The sequence below is a fragment of the Pseudomonas sp. Je.1.5.c genome (assembly GCF_051129895.1).
Taxonomy (GTDB): domain Bacteria; phylum Pseudomonadota; class Gammaproteobacteria; order Pseudomonadales; family Pseudomonadaceae; genus Aquipseudomonas; species Aquipseudomonas urmiensis.
On the sequence record NZ_JBCPSP010000032.1, the window covers coordinates 1 to 17,252 of the forward strand.

Below are 17,252 nucleotides of genomic sequence, written 5' to 3' on the forward strand. Positions count from 1 at the left end.
GGAGATTCTAGGGTTATGGGCAAGCCAAACTCATAGACCCGTCGATGCGCCTCAGCCTGTGAAATGCATCGCGGGGCAAGCCCGCTCCCACGCGTATACATGACCACGTGGGAGCGGGCTTGCCCCGCGATAGCGCCAGGCCGGCCGCCAATGGCTTTGGCTGACCAGCCCAGCGTTGTGCATCAGATGCCTTAGAACGAAGCGTTAGCCAGCCCGTCCAGGTAACGCTCGACATCCAGTGCCGCCATGCAGCCAGCGCCGGCCGAGGTAATTGCCTGGCGATAAACGTGGTCTGCCACGTCGCCCGCGGCGAACACACCTTCAACGTTGGTCGCGGTAGCGTTGCCTTCACGGCCGCCATTGACCACCAGGTAGCCGTCCTTGAGGGTCAGCTGGCCTTCGAACAGCGAGGTGTTCGGGGTGTGGCCGATGGCGATGAACACGCCGTCAACCTTGATCTCGTCGCTGCTGCCGTCGTTGTTCTTCAGACGCGCACCGGTAACGCCCATGTTGTCGCCGAGTACTTCGTCCAGGGTGGCGTTGAGCTTGAGCTCGATCTTGCCTTCGGCCACACGGGCGTTGAGCTTGTCGACCAGGATCTTCTCGGCGCGGAAGGTTTCGCGGCGGTGCACCAGGGTGACCTTGCTGGCGATGTTGGCCAGGTACAGGGCTTCTTCGACAGCGGTGTTACCACCACCCACCACAGCGACCGGCTTGTTGCGATAGAAGAAGCCATCGCAAGTAGCGCAGGCAGAAACGCCCTTGCCCATGAAGGTTTCTTCCGACGGCAGGCCCAGGTAGCGAGCGCTGGCACCGGTGGCGACGATCAGTGCGTCACAGGTGTAGGTGCCGCTGTCGCCTTGCAGGGTGAACGGCTTGTTGGCGAGGTCTACGGCGTTGATGTGATCGAACACGATCTCGGTCTCGAAACGCTCGGCGTGCTCCTGCATGCGCTGCATCAGGGCTGGGCCCGTCAGGCCATGGGGGTCGCCCGGCCAGTTGTCGACTTCAGTGGTGGTGGTCAGCTGACCGCCAGCCTGCATGCCAGTGATCAGCAGCGGCTTGAGGTTGGCGCGTGCGGCATACACCGCGGCGCTGTAACCGGCAGGGCCGGAACCGAGGATGATCACGCGCGAATGACGTACTTCAGACATGTCGAACTCCTGTCGAGCGGGCCGCACGGGGTCGGCATCGATGTACCGGCGGCGGCAGCTGGAATAAAAAGGACCCACGCAGCACTTGGGGAAGGCTACAACGCGCAGGTCCGAAAACCGAAAGTTGAGCGCACTGTAGCGAGGTCGCAGAGATTAAGGAAATATCCTCCGACAATCCACCTTATAGAGAGGCTCTATCCAAGCGAAAAACCGATAGAAACTATCCACCTGCTTTTGTTACAGCCCGTTTCTCGGCGTCTGCCCGCCTTTCGTCGGCGCGGCAAACTCGGTAAGGTCAGCGCGTTTTTCTCTTTTGCGGAGCGTCTCGATGCAAGCCCCCGTCCTTTCCGGCCCCCAGTACCTGCGCGAAGGCCTGAAACTGGTCCTGAGCCCTAACCTGCGGCTGTTCGTGCTGCTGCCGCTGGCAATCAACCTGTTGCTGTTCGGCGCCTTGGTGTACTTCGCCGGACACCAATTCAGCTTGTGGGTCGATACGCTGATGCCGACCTTGCCGGACTGGCTGAGCTTTCTCACCTACATCCTCTGGCCGCTGTTCGTCGCCTTGCTGGTGTTGATGATTTTCTTCACCTTCACCTTGGTGGCCAACATCATCGCCGCGCCGTTCAACGGTTTTCTCGCTGAGAAGGTCGAGGTGGTGGTGCGCGGTGAGGACACCTTCCCGGCCTTCAGCTGGGGTGAGCTGATGGCCATGGTGCCGCGTACCTTCGGTCGGGAAATGCGCAAACTGGGTTATTTCCTGCCCCGTGCGCTCGGTTTGTTCATCCTCTCGTTCATCCCGGTGGTGAACGTGATCGCCGCGCCGCTGTGGCTGATCTTCGGCGTATGGATGATGGCCATCCAGTACATCGACTACCCGGCCGACAACAACAAGATGAGCTGGCAGGACATGCTCGCCTGGCTGCGCCAAAAGCGCTGGCAGAGCATGGGCTTTGGTGGGATTACCTACCTGGCGTTGCTGATTCCTTTCGTCAACATCGTGATGATGCCCGCGGCGGTGGCCGGGGCCACCCTGTTCTGGGTGCGCGAGCGTAGCTGAAAAGCGTGGGGCTGCCTTGCGCAGCCCCTCGGCACCCGGATCAGTGGCTCAGTTGGCTGGAGAACTGGCCTACCACTTCCACCACCTTCTTCGCCCCATCCTGAATCTCGACGATCACATCCCCGGTCTCACCGGCCAAGCTCAGGCCTTGCTCGGCCTGGCGCTTGCTGGTGTCGATGATATCCACCGCGGCCTGGGCCAACTGCTCGTTCTGCTGCACCACCCGGGCGATCTCCTCGGTAGCGGTGCTGGTACGCGAGGCCAGTTGCCGTACTTCGTCGGCAACCACCGCAAACCCCCTGCCCTGCTCGCCGGCACGCGCAGCCTCGATGGCGGCGTTAAGCGCCAACAGGTTGGTCTGCCCAGCGATGTCGCTGATGGTCTTGATGATCGAGCCGATCACCCGTGACTGGGTGTCCAGCGCCTGGATGCCCTCGGCGGCCTCTTGCATCGAGGCTTCCAGCCCGCGCATCACGCTGACCGTCTGCGTGACCACATCGGTCGCCTTACGCGCACTGGCGTCGGTGCCCACGGAGGTGGTGTAGGCAATGTCTGCGGCCTGCGCTACCGCCAATTCCTGATTGACCTGATCGGTGATGACCGTGGCGAACTTGACCACCTTGTACAGCACATCGTGGGCATCGATGATCGGGTTATAGGACGCTTCGAGCCAAACCACCCGGCCATGGGCATCGATACGCTTGAACCGGTCAGCCACGAATTCGCCACGGCGCAGCTTGTCCCAGAACGCCTGGTAACCGGCCGAGTTGGCTTCTTCCGGCTCGCAGAACAGCCGGTGGTGTTTGCCGCGCACCTGCTCCAGGCGATAACCCATGGTCTGGAGAAAGCGGTCGTTGGCGGTCAGCACCTGGCCGTCGAGGCTGAACTCGATCACCGCTGTGGAGCGCATCAACGCCTTGATCAGGCTTTCGTGTTCGCGGGAGGTTTCGATGGTGCGGGTCAGGTCGCTGGAATGCAGGCTGAAATACTTGATCCGCCCGTCGCTACCTTTGACCGGCTGCAGAATCGAGCGCAACCAGGCCTCCTCGCCATTGCCGCGCAGCAGACGGAAGGCGCCATTGAGGTGCTCGCCACGGGTGATGGCGCTGTTCATGCGCTGATAGAAATCGAGCTTCTTCACATGCGCCGGCACGATCTCTTCGATGTTGCGTCCGATCAGTTGCTCGGCGCGATAGAGCATTTCTTGCTCAAAGTTGCTATTGACCGTTTCGATGCGCCCCTGGGGGTCGAGCTGAAGCACCAGCATCTCGCTGTCGAGGCTGCTTTTGACCTGCTCCATCGACAGCAGCTCTTCACGCAACTGCTGGATTTCTTGCTTGAGTTTGTTGTTGAACATTACCGCACTCCTGGAGCGCCAACGGCCATTCGAATGCATCTGCATCGGCTGGATCGGCAACCTTCTTGAGTGCGCTGCAAGGAAATATTCATACAAGCGAAACAGCCGGAAATCAGCCGTCATCTGCCCGTCACAACGCCGTCACTTAACCGCAACAGCGGGCGCGGAAACTTTTTGTCATGAATACACCGAGCCTGCGCATCACCCTGGTCAGCGAAACCTTTCCACCCGAGATCAACGGCGTGGCCAACACCCTTGGCCGGCTGAGCGACGGCTTGCGCCAACGCGGGCATCAGGTAGAGATCATCCGCCCGCGCCAGGCCGATGACTCCGCTGCACAGGAGGACGACAACCTGCTGCTGTGCAAGGGCTGGCCGCTGCCGGGTTATCCGGGCTTGCAGTGGGGCGGCGTCTCGGTGCACAAGCTGTGGCGGCGTTGGCGCCGACAGCGGCCGGACGTGCTGTACATCGCCACCGAAGGGCCGCTCGGGCTGAGTGCCCTGCGTGCCGCGCGGCGCCTGGGGATCGCTGTAGTCAGCGGCTTTCACACCAACTTTGCGCAATATGCCGGGCAATACGGGTTGGGTCTGCTGGCGCGGCTGCTGACCCACTACCTGCGCTGGTTCCACCGGCGCACGGCAACCACGCTGGTACCGAGCATCAGCCAGCGCCTGGAACTGGAGCGGCGGGGGTTCGTGGGCCTGGCGCTAATGGCGCGCGGCGTCGATGCCTGCCTGTTCAATCCAGCCCGGCGCAGTCAGGCGCTGCGCGAGCAGTGGGGCTTGGCGCCGGACGACCTCGCCGTGCTACATGTCGGGCGGCTGGCGGCAGAGAAAAACCTCTCCCTGTTGCGCCCGTGCATGGAGGCGCTACAGCGCACTTATCCACAAAGGCGCCTGCGCTTGATCATGGTTGGCGACGGCCCACAACGGGCCAGCCTGGAGCAGCAGTTGCCCGATGCGGTGTTTTGCGGGGCTCAACGGGGTGAGGTGCTGGCCGAGCACTATGCCAGCGGCGACTTGTTTCTGTTCCCGAGCCTCACTGAAACCTTCGGCAATGTGGTCCTCGAAGCGCTCGCCTCAGGCTTGGCCGTGGTCGCCTACGACGAAGCCGCTGCCGCCCAGCACATCCGCCACGGCCACAGCGGTGCGCTGGCCATGCCGGGTGACCAGGCAGCGTTCATCGATGCCGCCTGCTGGCTGCTGGAAGAAGGCGAGACCCTGCGCCGGGTCCGCCTCAATGCCCGCCAGCACGCTAGCCGCCAGGGCTGGCCGGCGATTGTCGAGCAGTTCGAGGGGTACCTGAGTAGCGCCTCTCGTCAGCCCGCTCACCCTGCCAACACCGGCACTGCCTCTGCCATGGCCATCAAACCAGGCTCGACAGCGCCTCGCGGCTGAACGGCAGCACCTCCTGCTCACGCCCCTCGCGGACTTTCTGCGCCCACTGCGGATCGACCAACAGCGCTCGCCCAACCGCGACCAGGTCGAACTCCTGATCATCCAAGCGGCGCAGCAGCCCTTCCAGGCTGGCGGGCTTGGCCACCTTGTCGGTGTCGACCATGAACTGCAGGAACTCGCCATCCAGGCCAACACTGCCAACGGTGATGGTGGGCTTACCGGTGAGCTTACGGGTCCAGCCGGCCAGGTTCAGCTCCGAGCCTGGGAACTCTGGTTCCCAGAAGCGGCGGGTCGAGCAATGGAAGATATCCACGCCGGCGTCGGCCAGGGGCTTGAGGAAGGCGGCCAGGGCCTCAGGCGTTTCTACCAGGCGGGCGCTGTAGTCCTGCTGTTTCCACTGCGAGAAACGCAGGATGATCGGGAAGTGCGGCCCTACCGCCGCGCGCACGGCCTGGATCAGTTCAATGGCAAAGCGCGAACGCGCGGCCAGATCACCGCCATATTCATCATCACGCTGATTGCTGGCCTGCCAGAAGAACTGGTCGATCAGGTAGCCATGGGCGCCATGGATCTCGACCCCATCCATGCCGATGGCCTGGGCATCCCGCGCAGCCTGGGCGAACGCAGCGATCACCTCCTGGATATCGGCGTGACTCATCTCATGCACCACGACCTTGTCGTCCTTGCGCTTGCCGCTGGGCCCATAGCCTGGCACCGCCGCATCTGGCTCAGTGCCGAGGCGGCGCACGCTGCCCACATGCCATAGCTGCGGCACGATGCGCCCGCCTTCAGCGTGGACGGCGTCGACCACCCGCTTCCAGCCGGCCAGGGCATCCTCACCATGAAAGCGCGGCACGTTGGGGTATCCGTTGGCCGCCTTGTGATCGACCGTGGTGCCTTCGGTGATGATCAGGCCAACCCCAGCTGCGGCGCGGCGACGGTAGTACTCGACCACGCCGTCATGCGGCACACCACCGGGGCTGAAGGTGCGGGTCATAGGAGCCATGACCACCCGGCTCGGCAGCTCGAGGGCGCCCAGGGTAAAGGGTTGGAACAGCGGGTTGGTGGACATCGGGCGCTCCCATAGGTGAGAAATTCACCTGAGCTTAGGGGGCGCCAGATGGCCGGCACAGCACTATTGATTGGAGTGATCGGGGGCTATCGAAGTGTCTGTGATGGCTGTTGTAGCCACTAGTCACTCTAATGGCGCCCCAGGGCAATTAGCCCAAGGCTTTTTCGATCGCCTGCACCACCGTCGGATCATCCGGTGCAGTGCGCGGGGCGAATCGGGCCAGCACGCGGCCGTCCTTGCCCACCAGGAATTTCTCGAAATTCCAGGTGATATCCCCCGGGTACTCAGCACCCTCGCCCGCCAGCAGGCGGTACAACGAATGGCGCTGCGGGCCATTGACCTCAAGCTTGCCACTCAGAGGAAAGCTCACGCCGTAGTTGAGGCTGCAGAAGTCCTGAATCTCTTTCTCGCTGCCAGGCTCCTGGCCGGCGAACTGGTTACAGGGCAGGCCCAAGACACTGAAGCCCTTGCCCTTGAACTGCTGGTGCAACGTCTCCAGCGAAGCGTACTGCGGCGTCAGACCACACTTGGAGGCGACATTGACCACCAGCACCACCTGGCCCTTGAACGGTGCAAGGGGCAGGTCCTTGCCGTCCAACGCCTTCAACGTCAGGTCGTGAAATGCACTCATGATGTAATCCCCTCTCGGTTCCCGGTTGTCGCTGGGGGCGAATTGCGCCCACTAAAAAGGCGCGCGGGCAAACCGTCAACCCTCCCATGGAGGGCAAGTACGGCTTGCCCGAGCGCCTGGCGACTCTCTGAGCTTAGCGCAGAAAATCAGTGGTGATGGCCACCTTCGCCGTGGATGTGGCGATGAGCGATTTCTTCTTCGCTGGCATCACGCACATCGACAACCTTGACCTTGAAGTTCAGGCGCTGGCCAGCCAGCGGGTGGTTGCCGTCGACAGTGACGTCATCGCCGTCCAGGTCGCGGATGGTGACGATCTGCATCTGGCCGTCCGGAGCGGAAGCGTGGAACTGCATGCCCACTTCCAGCTCGTCGACGCCTTCGAACATGCTGCGGTTCAGGGTGCTGACCAGCTCGGCCAGGTATTCGCCGTAAGCCTCTTCTGGCTCGACGGCAACTTCCAGTTCGTCACCGACGTTCTTGCCTTCCAGGGCTTTTTCCAGGCCTGGGATGATGTTGCCAGCACCGTGCAGGTAAACCAGCGGCGCGCCGCCGGCGGAGCTGTCAATGACCTCCCCGGCGTCGTTGGTCAGGGTATAGTCGATGGAGACAGCCTTGTTGGCGGCGATCGGCATGGGGGCGAGACCTTTTGCAAAAGAATGTAGAGCGGACAAGTGTAACCAAGGCATCGCCCGATTGCGAACGCACCGCCCACGATGGGCGACCCGTCAGTCGGGTCACAGGCTTTCATCAGGACGAAGAAGGCCATTGGGTAGTCGATCTGTCCTGCGGCCACACCCAGCACCTGCGCCACCAACCGCCGTGGCAGGCCCGGCCCTGGGTGCTCGATGCAGCGCTGCGCGAACAGCGCATCGGCCAGCTATTCGATTGTGGCTGGTGCGCTCAAGGGGCCGATAGCGATACCCTTGGCGATTGATCCCTTGCACCGCTTATCTCGAGAAGCACGCATGCAAACATTTTTCATTGCGCCGACCGACTTTGGCGTCGGCCTGACCTCCATCAGCCTAGGCCTGGTTCGCGCCCTGGAGCGCGGCGGGCTGAAGGTTGGTTTTTTCAAGCCGATCGCCCAGCCCCATCCCGGTGATACCGGCCCGGAACGCTCCACCGAACTGATCGCCCGCACCCATGGCCTGAGGCCGCCGACGCCGCTGAGCCTGGCGCATGTCGAGCGCATGCTCGGCGACGGCCAGCTGGACGAGCTGCTCGAAGAAATCATCCGCCTCTATCAACAGGCCTGCGTCGGTAACGATGTGGTGGTGGTGGAAGGCATGGTGCCGACTCGCCACGCCAGCTACGCGGCGCGGGTCAACTTGCACCTGGCCAAGAGCCTGGACGCCGAGGTCATTCTGGTCTCGGCGCCAGAAAACGAGGTGCTCAGCGAATTGTCTGGCCGGGTGGAATTGCAAGCCCAGCTGTTCGGCGGCCCCCGCGACCCGAAAGTGCTGGGGGTGATCCTCAACAAGGTGCGCACCGAGGAAAGCATGGCCGAGTTCGCCAGCCGCCTGCGCGAGCACTCGCCGCTGTTGCGCGGTAACGACTTCCGCCTGCTGGGCTGTATCCCCTACCAGCCTGAGCTCAATGCCCCACGCACCCGTGATCTGGCCGAGCTGCTCGGCGCACAAGTACTCAATGCCGGCGATTACGAACAACGGCGGATGAACACCATCATCATCTGCGCCCGCACCGTGGCCAACACTGTGCCGCTGCTCAAACCCGGCACTTTGGTGGTGACGCCTGGCGATCGCGACGACATCATCCTTGCCGTGAGCCTGGCAGCGATCAATGGCGTGCCCCTGGCTGGCCTGTTGCTGACCAGCGACAGCAAGCCAGACCCACGGATCCTCGGCTTGTGTCGCGGGGCGTTGCAGGCAGGCTTGCCGATCTTGTCGGTGAGCACCGGCTCCTATGACACTGCCAACCAGCTCAATTCGCTGAACCGCGAAATCCCGGTAGATGACCGCGAACGCGCCGAATTCATCACCGACTTCGTCGCCAGCCAGTTGGATGCGGCCTGGCTGCATCAGCGTTGCGGCACGCCGCGCGAACTGCGCCTGTCTCCGGCAGTATTCCGTTATCAGTTGATCGAGCGGGCCCAGCAAGCCAACAAACGCATCGTCCTGCCCGAGGGTGCCGAACCGCTGCTGGTACAGGCCGCGGCCATCTGCCAAACGCGAGGCATTGCCCGCTGCGTGCTGCTGGCTAAGCCTGAAGACGTCGAAGCAGTGGCCCGCGCCCAGGGCATCACTCTGCCGCCAGACCTGGAAGTGCTCGACCCCGACCTGATTCGTGGGCGTTATGTCGAACCGATGGTCGACCTGCGCAAGAGCAAGAACCTTAACGCGCCGATGGCCGAGCAGCAGCTCGAAGACCCGGTGGTGATCGGCACCATGATGCTGGCCCTGGATGAGGTCGATGGCCTGGTGTCGGGCCTGGTCCACTCCACGGCCAATACCATTCGCCCAGCCTTGCAGCTGATCAAGACCGCGCCAGGCAGCAGCCTGGTGTCGTCGGTGTTCTTCATGCTGTTCCCCGAGCAGGTGCTGGTGTACGGCGATTGCGTGATGAATCCGCACCCCAGTGCCGCGGAGCTGGCCGAGATCGCCCGGCAGAGCGCCGAGTCGGCCGAGGCCTTTGGCATTGCGCCACGGGTGGCGATGATCAGCTATTCCAGCGATTCGGCCAGTGACGAGGAAGTAGAGAAAGTGCGCGAGGCCACTCGCCTGGCGCAGCAGGCAGAGCATGACCTGCTGATCGACGGCCCGTTGCAGTACGACGCCGCTGCCAACCCCGAGATCGCCCGCCAACTGGCGCCACATAGCCCAGTGGCCGGGCGTGCCACGGTGTTCGTGTTCCCGGACTTGAACACCGGCAACACCACCCACAAAGCGGTGCAGCGCAGTACTGACGGGGTCAGCCTTGGACCGATGCTGCAAGGCCTGCGCAAGCCGGTCAATGACTTGCCGCGCGGGGCGCAGGTCGACGATATCGTACACACCATCGCGCTCACCGCCATTCAGGCGAGCAGAACGCCCTGAAAAGAAAAAGGGCAAGCCGACTGGCTTGCCCTTCTCTTCACCGCGTACAGCTTACGGGTACTGTTGTACCTGGCCTTGCTGCTCGTATTGCTGGCCAGGAATCGGCTTGAGGTTGACTTCAACCCGGCGATTCTGCGCACGGCCATTGGCATCGGCGTTGCTGGCGATTGGCTGGTCTGGACCCAGTCCACGCACCGAAACCCGCGATGGATCGACACCTTGGGACGTCAGGTAGGTGCTGACCGCCTGGGCGCGACGCTGGGACAGGTCCATGTTGTGCTGGCGGCTGCCGGTGCTGTCGGTGAAGCCGACAACTTCAATCGTGTTCTGGTTGAACTGCTTGAACGAGCCGGCCAGGTTGTTCAGCGGCGAGTAGAAGCTTGGCGAGATGTTCGCCGAGTCGGTGGCGAAGGTGATGTTGCCTGGCATGATCAGTTTGATCTGGTCACCCTGACGCTGCACTTCGACGCCGGTATTGGCCATGCTCGCGCGCAGCGCGGCTTCCTGCTTGTCGGCGTAGTAGCCGTAGCCCGCTGCGGCAGCGCCAACCGCAGCAGCGCCGATCAGTGCGCCCTTGCCACGGTTGTTGTGGTCGATGGCGGCGCCAGCCACGGCGCCGGCCAGTGCGCCCAGGCCGCCGTACTTGGCGGTCTTGCTCATGCCCGAGGAGCCCTGCGCCTGACCCTGGTTGTCGTAAGGGTTCTGGCTTACGCAGCCCGACATCAGGGCAGCGGCGGTAGCGACGATAATCAGACGACGCATGGTGAACATGGAAAGCTCCTACTGAAATTCAAGTGTGCAGTGATCTTGAATGGATCTATGCCAGCCTTGGATTACAGCGAAGCGGAAAAATTCCATGAAATTTCAAGCGCGCACGAACGGGTTCTCGCGCATCTCATCGCCGAGGCGGGTGTCAGGGCCATGCCCGGTCACCACCACAGCCTCTTCATCCAGGCGGTACAAGCGATCCTTGATCGAACGAACGATAGCCCGCTGATCGCCGCCCCACAAATCGGTGCGACCGATACCCCGACGGAACAGGGTGTCGCCGGCGATCAGCAGCTTGGCATCGGCAAACCAGAAACTCATCGAACCAGGCGTGTGCCCTGGGGTGTGCAGGGCGACGCCGCAGCCGCAGGCCAGCTCTTGGTCATCGGCCAACCAGTGATCGGGCGGCGGCACCGGGGTATAGGGCACGCCGAACATCTGGCACTGCATGGGCAGGTTGTCCCACAGTGGCTGGTCGTCCTTGTGCAGGTGCAGGGTCGCGCCGGTCAGCTCCTTGAGCTTACCGGACGCCAGGAAGTGATCGAAGTGGGCATGGGTGTGGATGATGCTCACCAAGGTCAGGCCGTGGGCTTGCAGGCGTGCCAGAATTTTATCCGGGTCACCGCCCGGGTCGACGACGATGGCCTTCTTGCTAACTGGATCGCCGATCAGGGTGCAGTTACATTGCAAGGGACCGACGGGGAAGGTTTCGCGGATGAGGGCGGTGGGGGCGTCATTCATCTAGGTCTACCAAATTGCCTTCATTCAAGAGTAATCGAACAGCGTTTGCACTCGCGCCAAGGCCTCTTCGATTATCGCCTCGGGCACGGTTTCTATCCGCTTTGCACTTCTGGCTTCAAGGTCCACGACACGCAGCTGGTTACATAGGACCACACCCTGTGTCTGTGTTCCTGCGCCACTGAGCGTGACGGCAAATCCAGCGTGTCGTGCGTATTGGCCGCCTTGAGTGATCGGAACAATCACCGCCAGGCCTGAAGTATTGAACGCCCCAGGCGTCAGGATCAGGGCCGGCCGGGCCGCGCCCTGCTGCTCACGGCCAACGGTAGGGTCGAGGTTGATCCGCACGATATCGCCTCTGGCGAACTTACCTCGCCTCACACTTCTTTCCCCACTGGCCGCATGGCATTCCATGCTGCCAACTCCTCGGTCTCGGGTGCCTCAAGGTCACATTGGGCCATCAACTCTTCAAGCTTGTACCTGGGTTTGGACCTGACAGGTTTGAGTACCATCGACTCGCCCGCGGTATCGAGGCTCATCTTGGAGCCGATACCCAAGCGCATCTGCTTTAGCACAGCCGCTGGCAAGCGGATGGCTGCACTGTTACCCCACTGTAGTATCTTGACTTCCATAAGTATCTCCAAAGGTAGATACATAGTAGAAACCCTCCGAATGATTGCAAGCTGTTTGTAGAAACACCGTATCTACATTGTCATTCGCAAGGCTTTCTTTGAAGCCCAAAAAGCTTGAACCAGACCGATCCTACAAAACGCTGAGAAGCGCTGTCAGATTCAAGGCAGGTACAAGCGGAACAACCCGCCGCCCAACGCCCCGCCATTGGCAATCTCGATCCGCCCACTGAGCCCATCGCGCTCATGCAACGCCGCGATCCGCGCAGCGAAGTACAAGCCCAAGCCGGTGCTGCCCGTGCTCGAATCAATCCCTTGTACGTAGTCCTGTTGGCGCTCGAGCATGCGCTCGGGATAACCCGGCCCGTCATCGTTGACACTGATGATCAACTGCTCGCCCTCTTCCTCGATGCTGATCAGCAAGGCGTGGCCGGCATAGCGGATGGCGTTGGTCAGCACATTGCCCACCACCGAGGCGACCAGCTCGCGGTCGAAGAAACCCAGCGGGTTGTCCGTTTCGATGCGCCAGGTGGCGAGGATGTCGCGCTGCTTGAGCACCTCTTGCTGAGCGGCGAGCTGGGCTTCGATGAAGTCTTCCAGCTCGTGGTAGTCCGGGCAGATCGGCAACTGGTTGACGCCCAGTTTGTACAGCCCAAGCATTTGCACCAGCATGCCGTTGAGGTGACGTAACTCATGTTCTATCACCCCCTGCTCACTGCCCTCGCGCTGCGCCTCGGGCAGACGCGCCAGCCATTGCGAGTGGGCCTGGATCAGGGCCGACAGCGAGTTCTTCATGTCATGCACGGTGGAGGCGATCACCGTGGAAAAATCCAGCCCCTGATTGTCCTGGTTCATGCGCCAAAGACCCGGATATGCAATTTGCGGTAACGATCATAACGGCTATCACTGGCGGGAATGCCAGCCACCCGCTGCAGGCAGTCGCGACATTCCTGCATCAGCGTTGGCGACGGGCTTTCACCGGCGATACGCAACAACGCCTGGGCGGTGTTGAGGGCAATGCTGATGTTCTTCGGCTGCAGCGACAGGGCTCGGCGGAACATCTCCAGCGCCTCGTTGAGCTGGCCGCCCTGGTAGCTGCGCACGCCCTGGCGGTTGAGGTCGACCGCCTCGGTGACCGCGCCGAGCACCGCGGGGTCGTCGGTGAGCTTGGCAACGCTCTGCATGACCTTGGGGTCGTCGCCGTAGGTTTCCACGCAGCCCTTGAGAATACCGCTGCCCGCCGACTCCTGGCCAAGCTGTTGCAGTTGTTTGGCCACCGTTAGCGCCGCTTCCACCGAGAAGAACTGATCCATCTTGTCCAGGCGTTGCATGGCCTGCTCGGTAAGTTTCGCCGCAGTTTCGGCATCACCGGCCTGTTGCAGACTGGCCGCCTTCATCAGCCGGGCCCGTACTTGCAGCCCTTGGTCGTCGCCATTTTCCTTGGCCACTTCGCTCAACACCGTGTTGATCTCGACCCGGGTGCGCGCATCCAGGCCAAAGCCTGCGTTCTTGCTCATCAAGGCCTGGGCCAGGCCAAGGTTGGTTTCGGCGTCTTTGTAGCGCGAGCTCTGCCCCTGGTTGACCGCATGCCGGTAGGCCTTGGAGGCACTTTCGAAATCTTCGTTATCCAGCGCCAGCTTGCCCAATGCGGCCTGTCGGCGCACGGCCAGGGGCGAGAGGCGCACGGCCTCTTCGAGCATGTGCTGGGCGCGCTTGGTTTCGCCCTGGGCCACCAGCACCTCGGCCATGCCATCGTAGAGGCTGGGCATGATCGGGAAGGCCTTGAGCGCCTGCTCGTACACCCCTTGCGCCTGGGCATGCTGGCCGCGCTTGTGCAGCACGCTGCCGAGCATCGAATAGACCCATGGCTGAGGTCGGCTGGCGAGGATCGACTTGAGGAATTTTTCCAGTTCGTCAAAACGCCCCAGATCGCGCAGGGCATCGGCCCGGTAGCGCAAGCACAGCGGTGCAAAGCGTGGATCTTGCTTGCACAGCGCGGCGCAAGCCGCCAATACCTCGGCCGGTCGGGCGCGGTCGAGCGCCTGCAGGATGGGCTTGAGCAAGGTCTTGCGCTGCACCAGCTTTTCCAAGCGCTGGGCCAGGCCGACGCGGTTGAATGGCTTGGTCAGGTAGGCATCGGGCTCATGCTCGAGGGCACTGAGGACGATGGCCTGGCTACTCTCGGCGGTGACCATGATGAACACGCATTCATGGCTGATCAGCTTGTCGAGGATCAGGTCCTCGAGCACCTGCTGGCCGTTCTTCTTGCCATCCCCCAGATGGAAATCCTGAAGCACGAAGTCGTAGCGCTTCTGCGCACACATGCGCAGCGCCTGCTCGCCGCTGTCGGCGGTGTCCACGTCACGCACGCCCAGCTCACGGAGCATGGAGCGGGTAGAGGTGCGAAAGTCGGTGAAGTCGTCGACGATCAGAAAGCTTTTTTGCCCGTACTGCAGCATCAACACGACCTGTCTTGGGAGTAGTTGGAAAATGGCGTGCGGCGATGCATGCCGCCGATTCGGTTATCGGCAGCAGGGCAAGAAAGATGAGCCCGGAAACAGCGGCGCCAGCAATAATGGCTTTGAGCCACTATTGTAGCCAGCAATCCCCCCCAGCAGCCACTACGCCAGCAGGCCTAGCGACTTGGCCTTGGCCACCGCCTGGGTGCGCCGCTCGACGCCGAGCTTGCTGTTGATATGGCTGGCGTGGGTCTTGACCGTGTGCAGCGAAATGAACAAGCGCTCGCTGATCTGCTGATTGGAGCAGCCTTGGGCGATCAGCTCCAGCACCGCCAGCTCACGCCCGCTTAGCGCTTCATTGCTGGAATTGCTGACTGGCAGCTGCGGCAAGCGCGCCAGCAAGGCGACTTGAGTGGCGCAGGCGGCGCGCACCGACAGGTGTTCGCGTAACCAGTGGGGGTGCGCTTCGATCAGCTTCTGGAAAGGCTGCAAGGCGCCCCCTTGAGCCGCCTCCAGGGCTTTGGGCAGCAGGCTGACGGCCTGCTGGTCGCGCCCTTGCGTCAGCAGTAACGCGATCCACTGGCACAAGGCACTGACCAGCAACATGTGCCCGCCGCTGGCCTGCCCCCGCTCAACCAAGCCGCGCAGGCGCGCGGCGGCGTCTTCGGGGCGCCCAAGCACCCGTTCAAGCAGGGCCTGCTGCAATTCGATGTGCAGCGGCAATAGCGGATGAAACTCTGGCGCAGCCGCTGGCTGCTCGCCGCCGTAGGTCTGGCCCAGGCGCAGCAACCAGGATTCGGCAAGGTCGGTACGGCCCTGGGCCAACCACAGCTCGCACTTCACCAGGGTGATCATGGCCAGGTAGAAAATCGGTGGCACATCCCAGATGTGCATCAAGCGCTCGGCCTCAGCCAGTTCCGCGAAGGCCTCGGCGAAGTGGCCCTCGCGACCTTCCAGCGAGGCGATCGCGCAGTGGCCGATCAGCACACTGATGTCGCGGCAGGCACGTGCTTCGCTAAGCCCTGCGCGCAGGCGGGCGCGACCTTGGGCCGGCTGTAGGTGGGTGGCCAGCAGGTAGCCTTCGTACAGGGTCAGCCGGGCACGCACGGCGTACAGTCGCTGCGCTGACAGCCCTTGCAAGCGCTGCAAGCCTTGACGCACCTCGTCCAGGGCTCGCTCTACTTCGCCACGGGCATGCAGCACGCGCGCCCGGTCGTAATGGGCCAAGGCTTCGAACAATGGGTTGCCGACCCGTTGCGCCAACTCCAGGGCCTCGCGATTCCAGCCGCGCGCACGCCAGAAGTCGGCGTCGGCAATGGCCAGGTTGGACAAGGTCGAAAGGCACACCAAGCGTTGTCCATAGCGCTTGTTCGGCAGGCTGTGCAGGGCTTCGCCGCAGTAGGCCAGGGTGCGCTCGCGATCGCCGCGACCGCGAGCGATCACCCCGCTCAAGGCCAGCCACTGGGCCAGCATGGACTTTTGCGCAGTCGCCGACGGCGCTGGCAGGAAGCGGCTCAAGTGCGCGGCCAGCTCCTCGGCGGCGTCCAGCTGACAAGCCAGGCCCAAGGCCCAGCTGTAGAGCACGATCAAGCGTGGCGTGCTGATCAGCAGGCTGTCGGGCAGGTCCATTTTCCAGCGCAGCAACATGCCGACATTCTGCTCGGCCAGCAGCTGCTCCTCAGACAGGCTCTGTACCAGGTCGGCGGCCACATTCAGATGGCCAGCACGCAAAGCCTGCTCTACCGCTTCATCGAGCAAGCCCTGGCGCTCGAACCAGCGACAGGCACGCAGGTGCAGATCCGCTAGGGGCTCGCGGGCCTCGCGGCTGCGCAGCAGGTCGGAAAACAGATGGTGGTAGCGATACCAGTGGCCGTGTTCGTCCAGTGGCACCAGAAACACCTGATGGGCTTGCAGATACCGCAGGATGTCCGCGCTGTCCTGGCGCTCGCGCAGGGCATCGCACAGTTCGGCGCAGAAGCGCTCCTGGCAGGCCGTCTCGTAGAGAAACGCCTGCACGTCGGCTGGCAGGATATCGATGACTTCTTCAAGCAGGTAATCGCGAATCAGCCCTTCGCCCCCGTGCAGGGCCTGGGGCAAGGCATGCTCGTCCCCCGACTCGCTGGCCGCCAGTTGCCAGAACCGCAAGCCTGCCACCCAGCCATCGCTGCGCTGGATCAGGTTGTCCAGCGCCTGGCCACGCAGGCCGGTGGGTTGTCGACCAATAACCGCCAGTGCTTCCTCGGGGGTCAGGCGCAGGTCCTGCTCGTTCAGCTCGGTCAGCTGGCGCGACAGGCGCAAACGCGCCAGGTGCCAGTCGGGGCGCTGGCGACTGGTGATCATCAGCACCAGGCCACCTGGCAGGTGGTTGAGGAGGAATTGCAGACAGCGGTCCAGAACCGGACCCTGGGCCAGGTGATAGTCGTCCAGTACCAGCAGCAATGGGCTATCGGCTTGCAGGTAGAGTGCAAGCTCATCGAGCAAACCATCGAGCCACTCTTCGAACGCGAACGGTTGATGGCGCTGACGCATCTTCAACAGCCCCATGGCCTGGCCACCGAGTGCCGGGCAGAACTGCTGCAGGCCTTCGAGCAAGCGCTCGAGGAAGCGGCCAGGATCGGCATCACGCTGGCTCAGCCCCAACCAGAGACTGCGCCAGTGCTCGGGCAGGCCCTGGCAGAATTCGATGGCCAGCGAGCTTTTGCCAAAACCTGCCGGGGCGTTGACCAGCAACAGGCGTCCGCCCAGCCCGGCTTGCAGGCGCTGACACAGGCGATCACGCGGGACGTGGCCGTCCGGCAACGGTGGCCGGAAGAAACGCCCGTCCAGCAGGCCTATGGCCTGACTGGCGAATCCATGCATACGGGACAAATCTGTCATGGCCGGCTCGTTCTAATTGGAAGACTTCGGCGGTACGGATTGTTGCGAGACTAGCGGGTA

16 protein-coding genes and 1 pseudogene are annotated in these 17,252 nt (G+C 62.7%); 4 read left to right on the forward strand and 13 right to left on the reverse strand.

What is annotated here, in order from left to right; all coding sequences use genetic code 11:
• Positions 1 to 191 precede the first annotated feature (191 nt).
• Positions 192 to 1,154 (reverse strand): thioredoxin-disulfide reductase, encoded by a 963-nt coding sequence (trxB, locus tag AAZU54_RS20040; protein ID WP_033701267.1) that lies wholly within the window; start codon positions 1,152 to 1,154, stop codon positions 192 to 194.
• 328 nt (positions 1,155 to 1,482) lie between these two features.
• On the opposite strand from trxB, the gene cysZ reads away from it, so the two are divergent.
• Positions 1,483 to 2,211: a sulfate transporter CysZ gene (cysZ, locus tag AAZU54_RS20045; RefSeq protein WP_186554149.1), complete on the forward strand. Its 729-nt coding sequence runs from the start codon at positions 1,483 to 1,485 to the stop codon at positions 2,209 to 2,211.
• A 40-nt stretch (positions 2,212 to 2,251) separates the two neighbouring features.
• Here cysZ and AAZU54_RS20050 read toward each other — a convergent pair whose 3' ends face one another.
• Entirely contained in the window at positions 2,252 to 2,683 is a 432-nt protein-coding gene (locus AAZU54_RS20050; RefSeq protein ID WP_409456860.1) for a methyl-accepting chemotaxis protein, read from the reverse strand.
• 162 nt (positions 2,684 to 2,845) lie between these two features.
• Positions 2,846 to 3,691: pseudogene (locus AAZU54_RS20055) on the reverse strand (PAS domain-containing protein); the annotation flags it as partial.
• A 56-nt stretch (positions 3,692 to 3,747) separates the two neighbouring features.
• Between AAZU54_RS20055 and AAZU54_RS20060 the strand changes: the two are divergent.
• Positions 3,748 to 4,965: a glycosyltransferase family 4 protein gene (locus AAZU54_RS20060; RefSeq protein ID WP_405129975.1), complete on the forward strand. Its 1,218-nt coding sequence runs from the start codon at positions 3,748 to 3,750 to the stop codon at positions 4,963 to 4,965.
• Here AAZU54_RS20060 and AAZU54_RS20065 read toward each other — a convergent pair.
• The 3 genes from AAZU54_RS20065 to AAZU54_RS20075 all read right to left on the reverse strand — a co-directional run bounded on the left by AAZU54_RS20065 (position 4,934) and on the right by AAZU54_RS20075 (position 7,300).
• Positions 4,934 to 6,037, reverse strand: a complete 1,104-nt coding sequence (locus AAZU54_RS20065) for an NADH:flavin oxidoreductase (RefSeq protein ID WP_186554152.1) — start codon at positions 6,035 to 6,037, stop codon at positions 4,934 to 4,936. The two genes, AAZU54_RS20060 and AAZU54_RS20065, sit on opposite strands and share 32 nt — an antisense overlap.
• 148 nt (positions 6,038 to 6,185) lie before the next feature.
• Entirely contained in the window at positions 6,186 to 6,668 is a 483-nt protein-coding gene (locus tag AAZU54_RS20070) for a glutathione peroxidase (RefSeq protein ID WP_186554153.1), read from the reverse strand.
• Between the two features lie 146 nt (positions 6,669 to 6,814).
• Positions 6,815 to 7,300: an FKBP-type peptidyl-prolyl cis-trans isomerase gene (locus AAZU54_RS20075; protein WP_186554154.1), complete on the reverse strand. Its 486-nt coding sequence runs from the start codon at positions 7,298 to 7,300 to the stop codon at positions 6,815 to 6,817.
• A gap of 14 nt (positions 7,301 to 7,314) precedes the next feature.
• Here AAZU54_RS20075 and AAZU54_RS20080 point away from each other — a divergent pair, with 14 nt between their 5' ends.
• On the forward strand, positions 7,315 to 7,602 hold the full coding sequence (locus AAZU54_RS20080) for a DUF3565 domain-containing protein (RefSeq protein ID WP_186554155.1): 288 nt from the start codon (positions 7,315 to 7,317) through the stop codon (positions 7,600 to 7,602).
• Positions 7,603 to 7,633: 31 nt separating this feature from the next.
• Positions 7,634 to 9,721, forward strand: coding sequence for a phosphate acetyltransferase (gene pta, locus AAZU54_RS20085; protein WP_434727568.1), 2,088 nt, complete (start codon positions 7,634 to 7,636; stop codon positions 9,719 to 9,721).
• A 51-nt stretch (positions 9,722 to 9,772) separates the two neighbouring features.
• On the opposite strand, the gene AAZU54_RS20090 is transcribed toward pta, so the two are convergent.
• The 7 genes from AAZU54_RS20090 to AAZU54_RS20120 all read right to left on the reverse strand — a co-directional run bounded on the left by AAZU54_RS20090 (position 9,773) and on the right by AAZU54_RS20120 (position 17,192).
• Positions 9,773 to 10,492: an OmpA family protein gene (locus AAZU54_RS20090; protein ID WP_186554157.1), complete on the reverse strand. Its 720-nt coding sequence runs from the start codon at positions 10,490 to 10,492 to the stop codon at positions 9,773 to 9,775.
• 93 nt (positions 10,493 to 10,585) lie between these two features.
• Complete coding sequence (locus AAZU54_RS20095; protein WP_186554158.1) at positions 10,586 to 11,230, reverse strand: MBL fold metallo-hydrolase; 645 nt, start codon at positions 11,228 to 11,230, stop codon at positions 10,586 to 10,588.
• A gap of 24 nt (positions 11,231 to 11,254) precedes the next feature.
• Complete coding sequence (locus AAZU54_RS20100; protein WP_367616057.1) at positions 11,255 to 11,608, reverse strand: type II toxin-antitoxin system ChpB family toxin; 354 nt, start codon at positions 11,606 to 11,608, stop codon at positions 11,255 to 11,257.
• The gene (locus AAZU54_RS20105; protein ID WP_186554160.1) at positions 11,605 to 11,883 is read right to left on the reverse strand and encodes an AbrB/MazE/SpoVT family DNA-binding domain-containing protein; all 279 of its coding nucleotides are present in this window, start codon (positions 11,881 to 11,883) and stop codon (positions 11,605 to 11,607) included. The genes AAZU54_RS20100 and AAZU54_RS20105 overlap by 4 nt, the downstream gene beginning before the upstream one ends.
• 135 nt (positions 11,884 to 12,018) lie before the next feature.
• On the reverse strand, positions 12,019 to 12,711 hold the full coding sequence (locus AAZU54_RS20110; protein WP_186554161.1) for a sensor histidine kinase: 693 nt from the start codon (positions 12,709 to 12,711) through the stop codon (positions 12,019 to 12,021).
• Positions 12,708 to 14,315: a response regulator gene (locus AAZU54_RS20115; RefSeq protein ID WP_434727579.1), complete on the reverse strand. Its 1,608-nt coding sequence runs from the start codon at positions 14,313 to 14,315 to the stop codon at positions 12,708 to 12,710. The genes AAZU54_RS20110 and AAZU54_RS20115 overlap by 4 nt, the downstream gene beginning before the upstream one ends.
• 162 nt (positions 14,316 to 14,477) lie before the next feature.
• Positions 14,478 to 17,192, reverse strand: coding sequence for a LuxR C-terminal-related transcriptional regulator (locus AAZU54_RS20120; protein ID WP_186554162.1), 2,715 nt, complete (start codon positions 17,190 to 17,192; stop codon positions 14,478 to 14,480).
• Positions 17,193 to 17,252 lie beyond the last annotated feature (60 nt).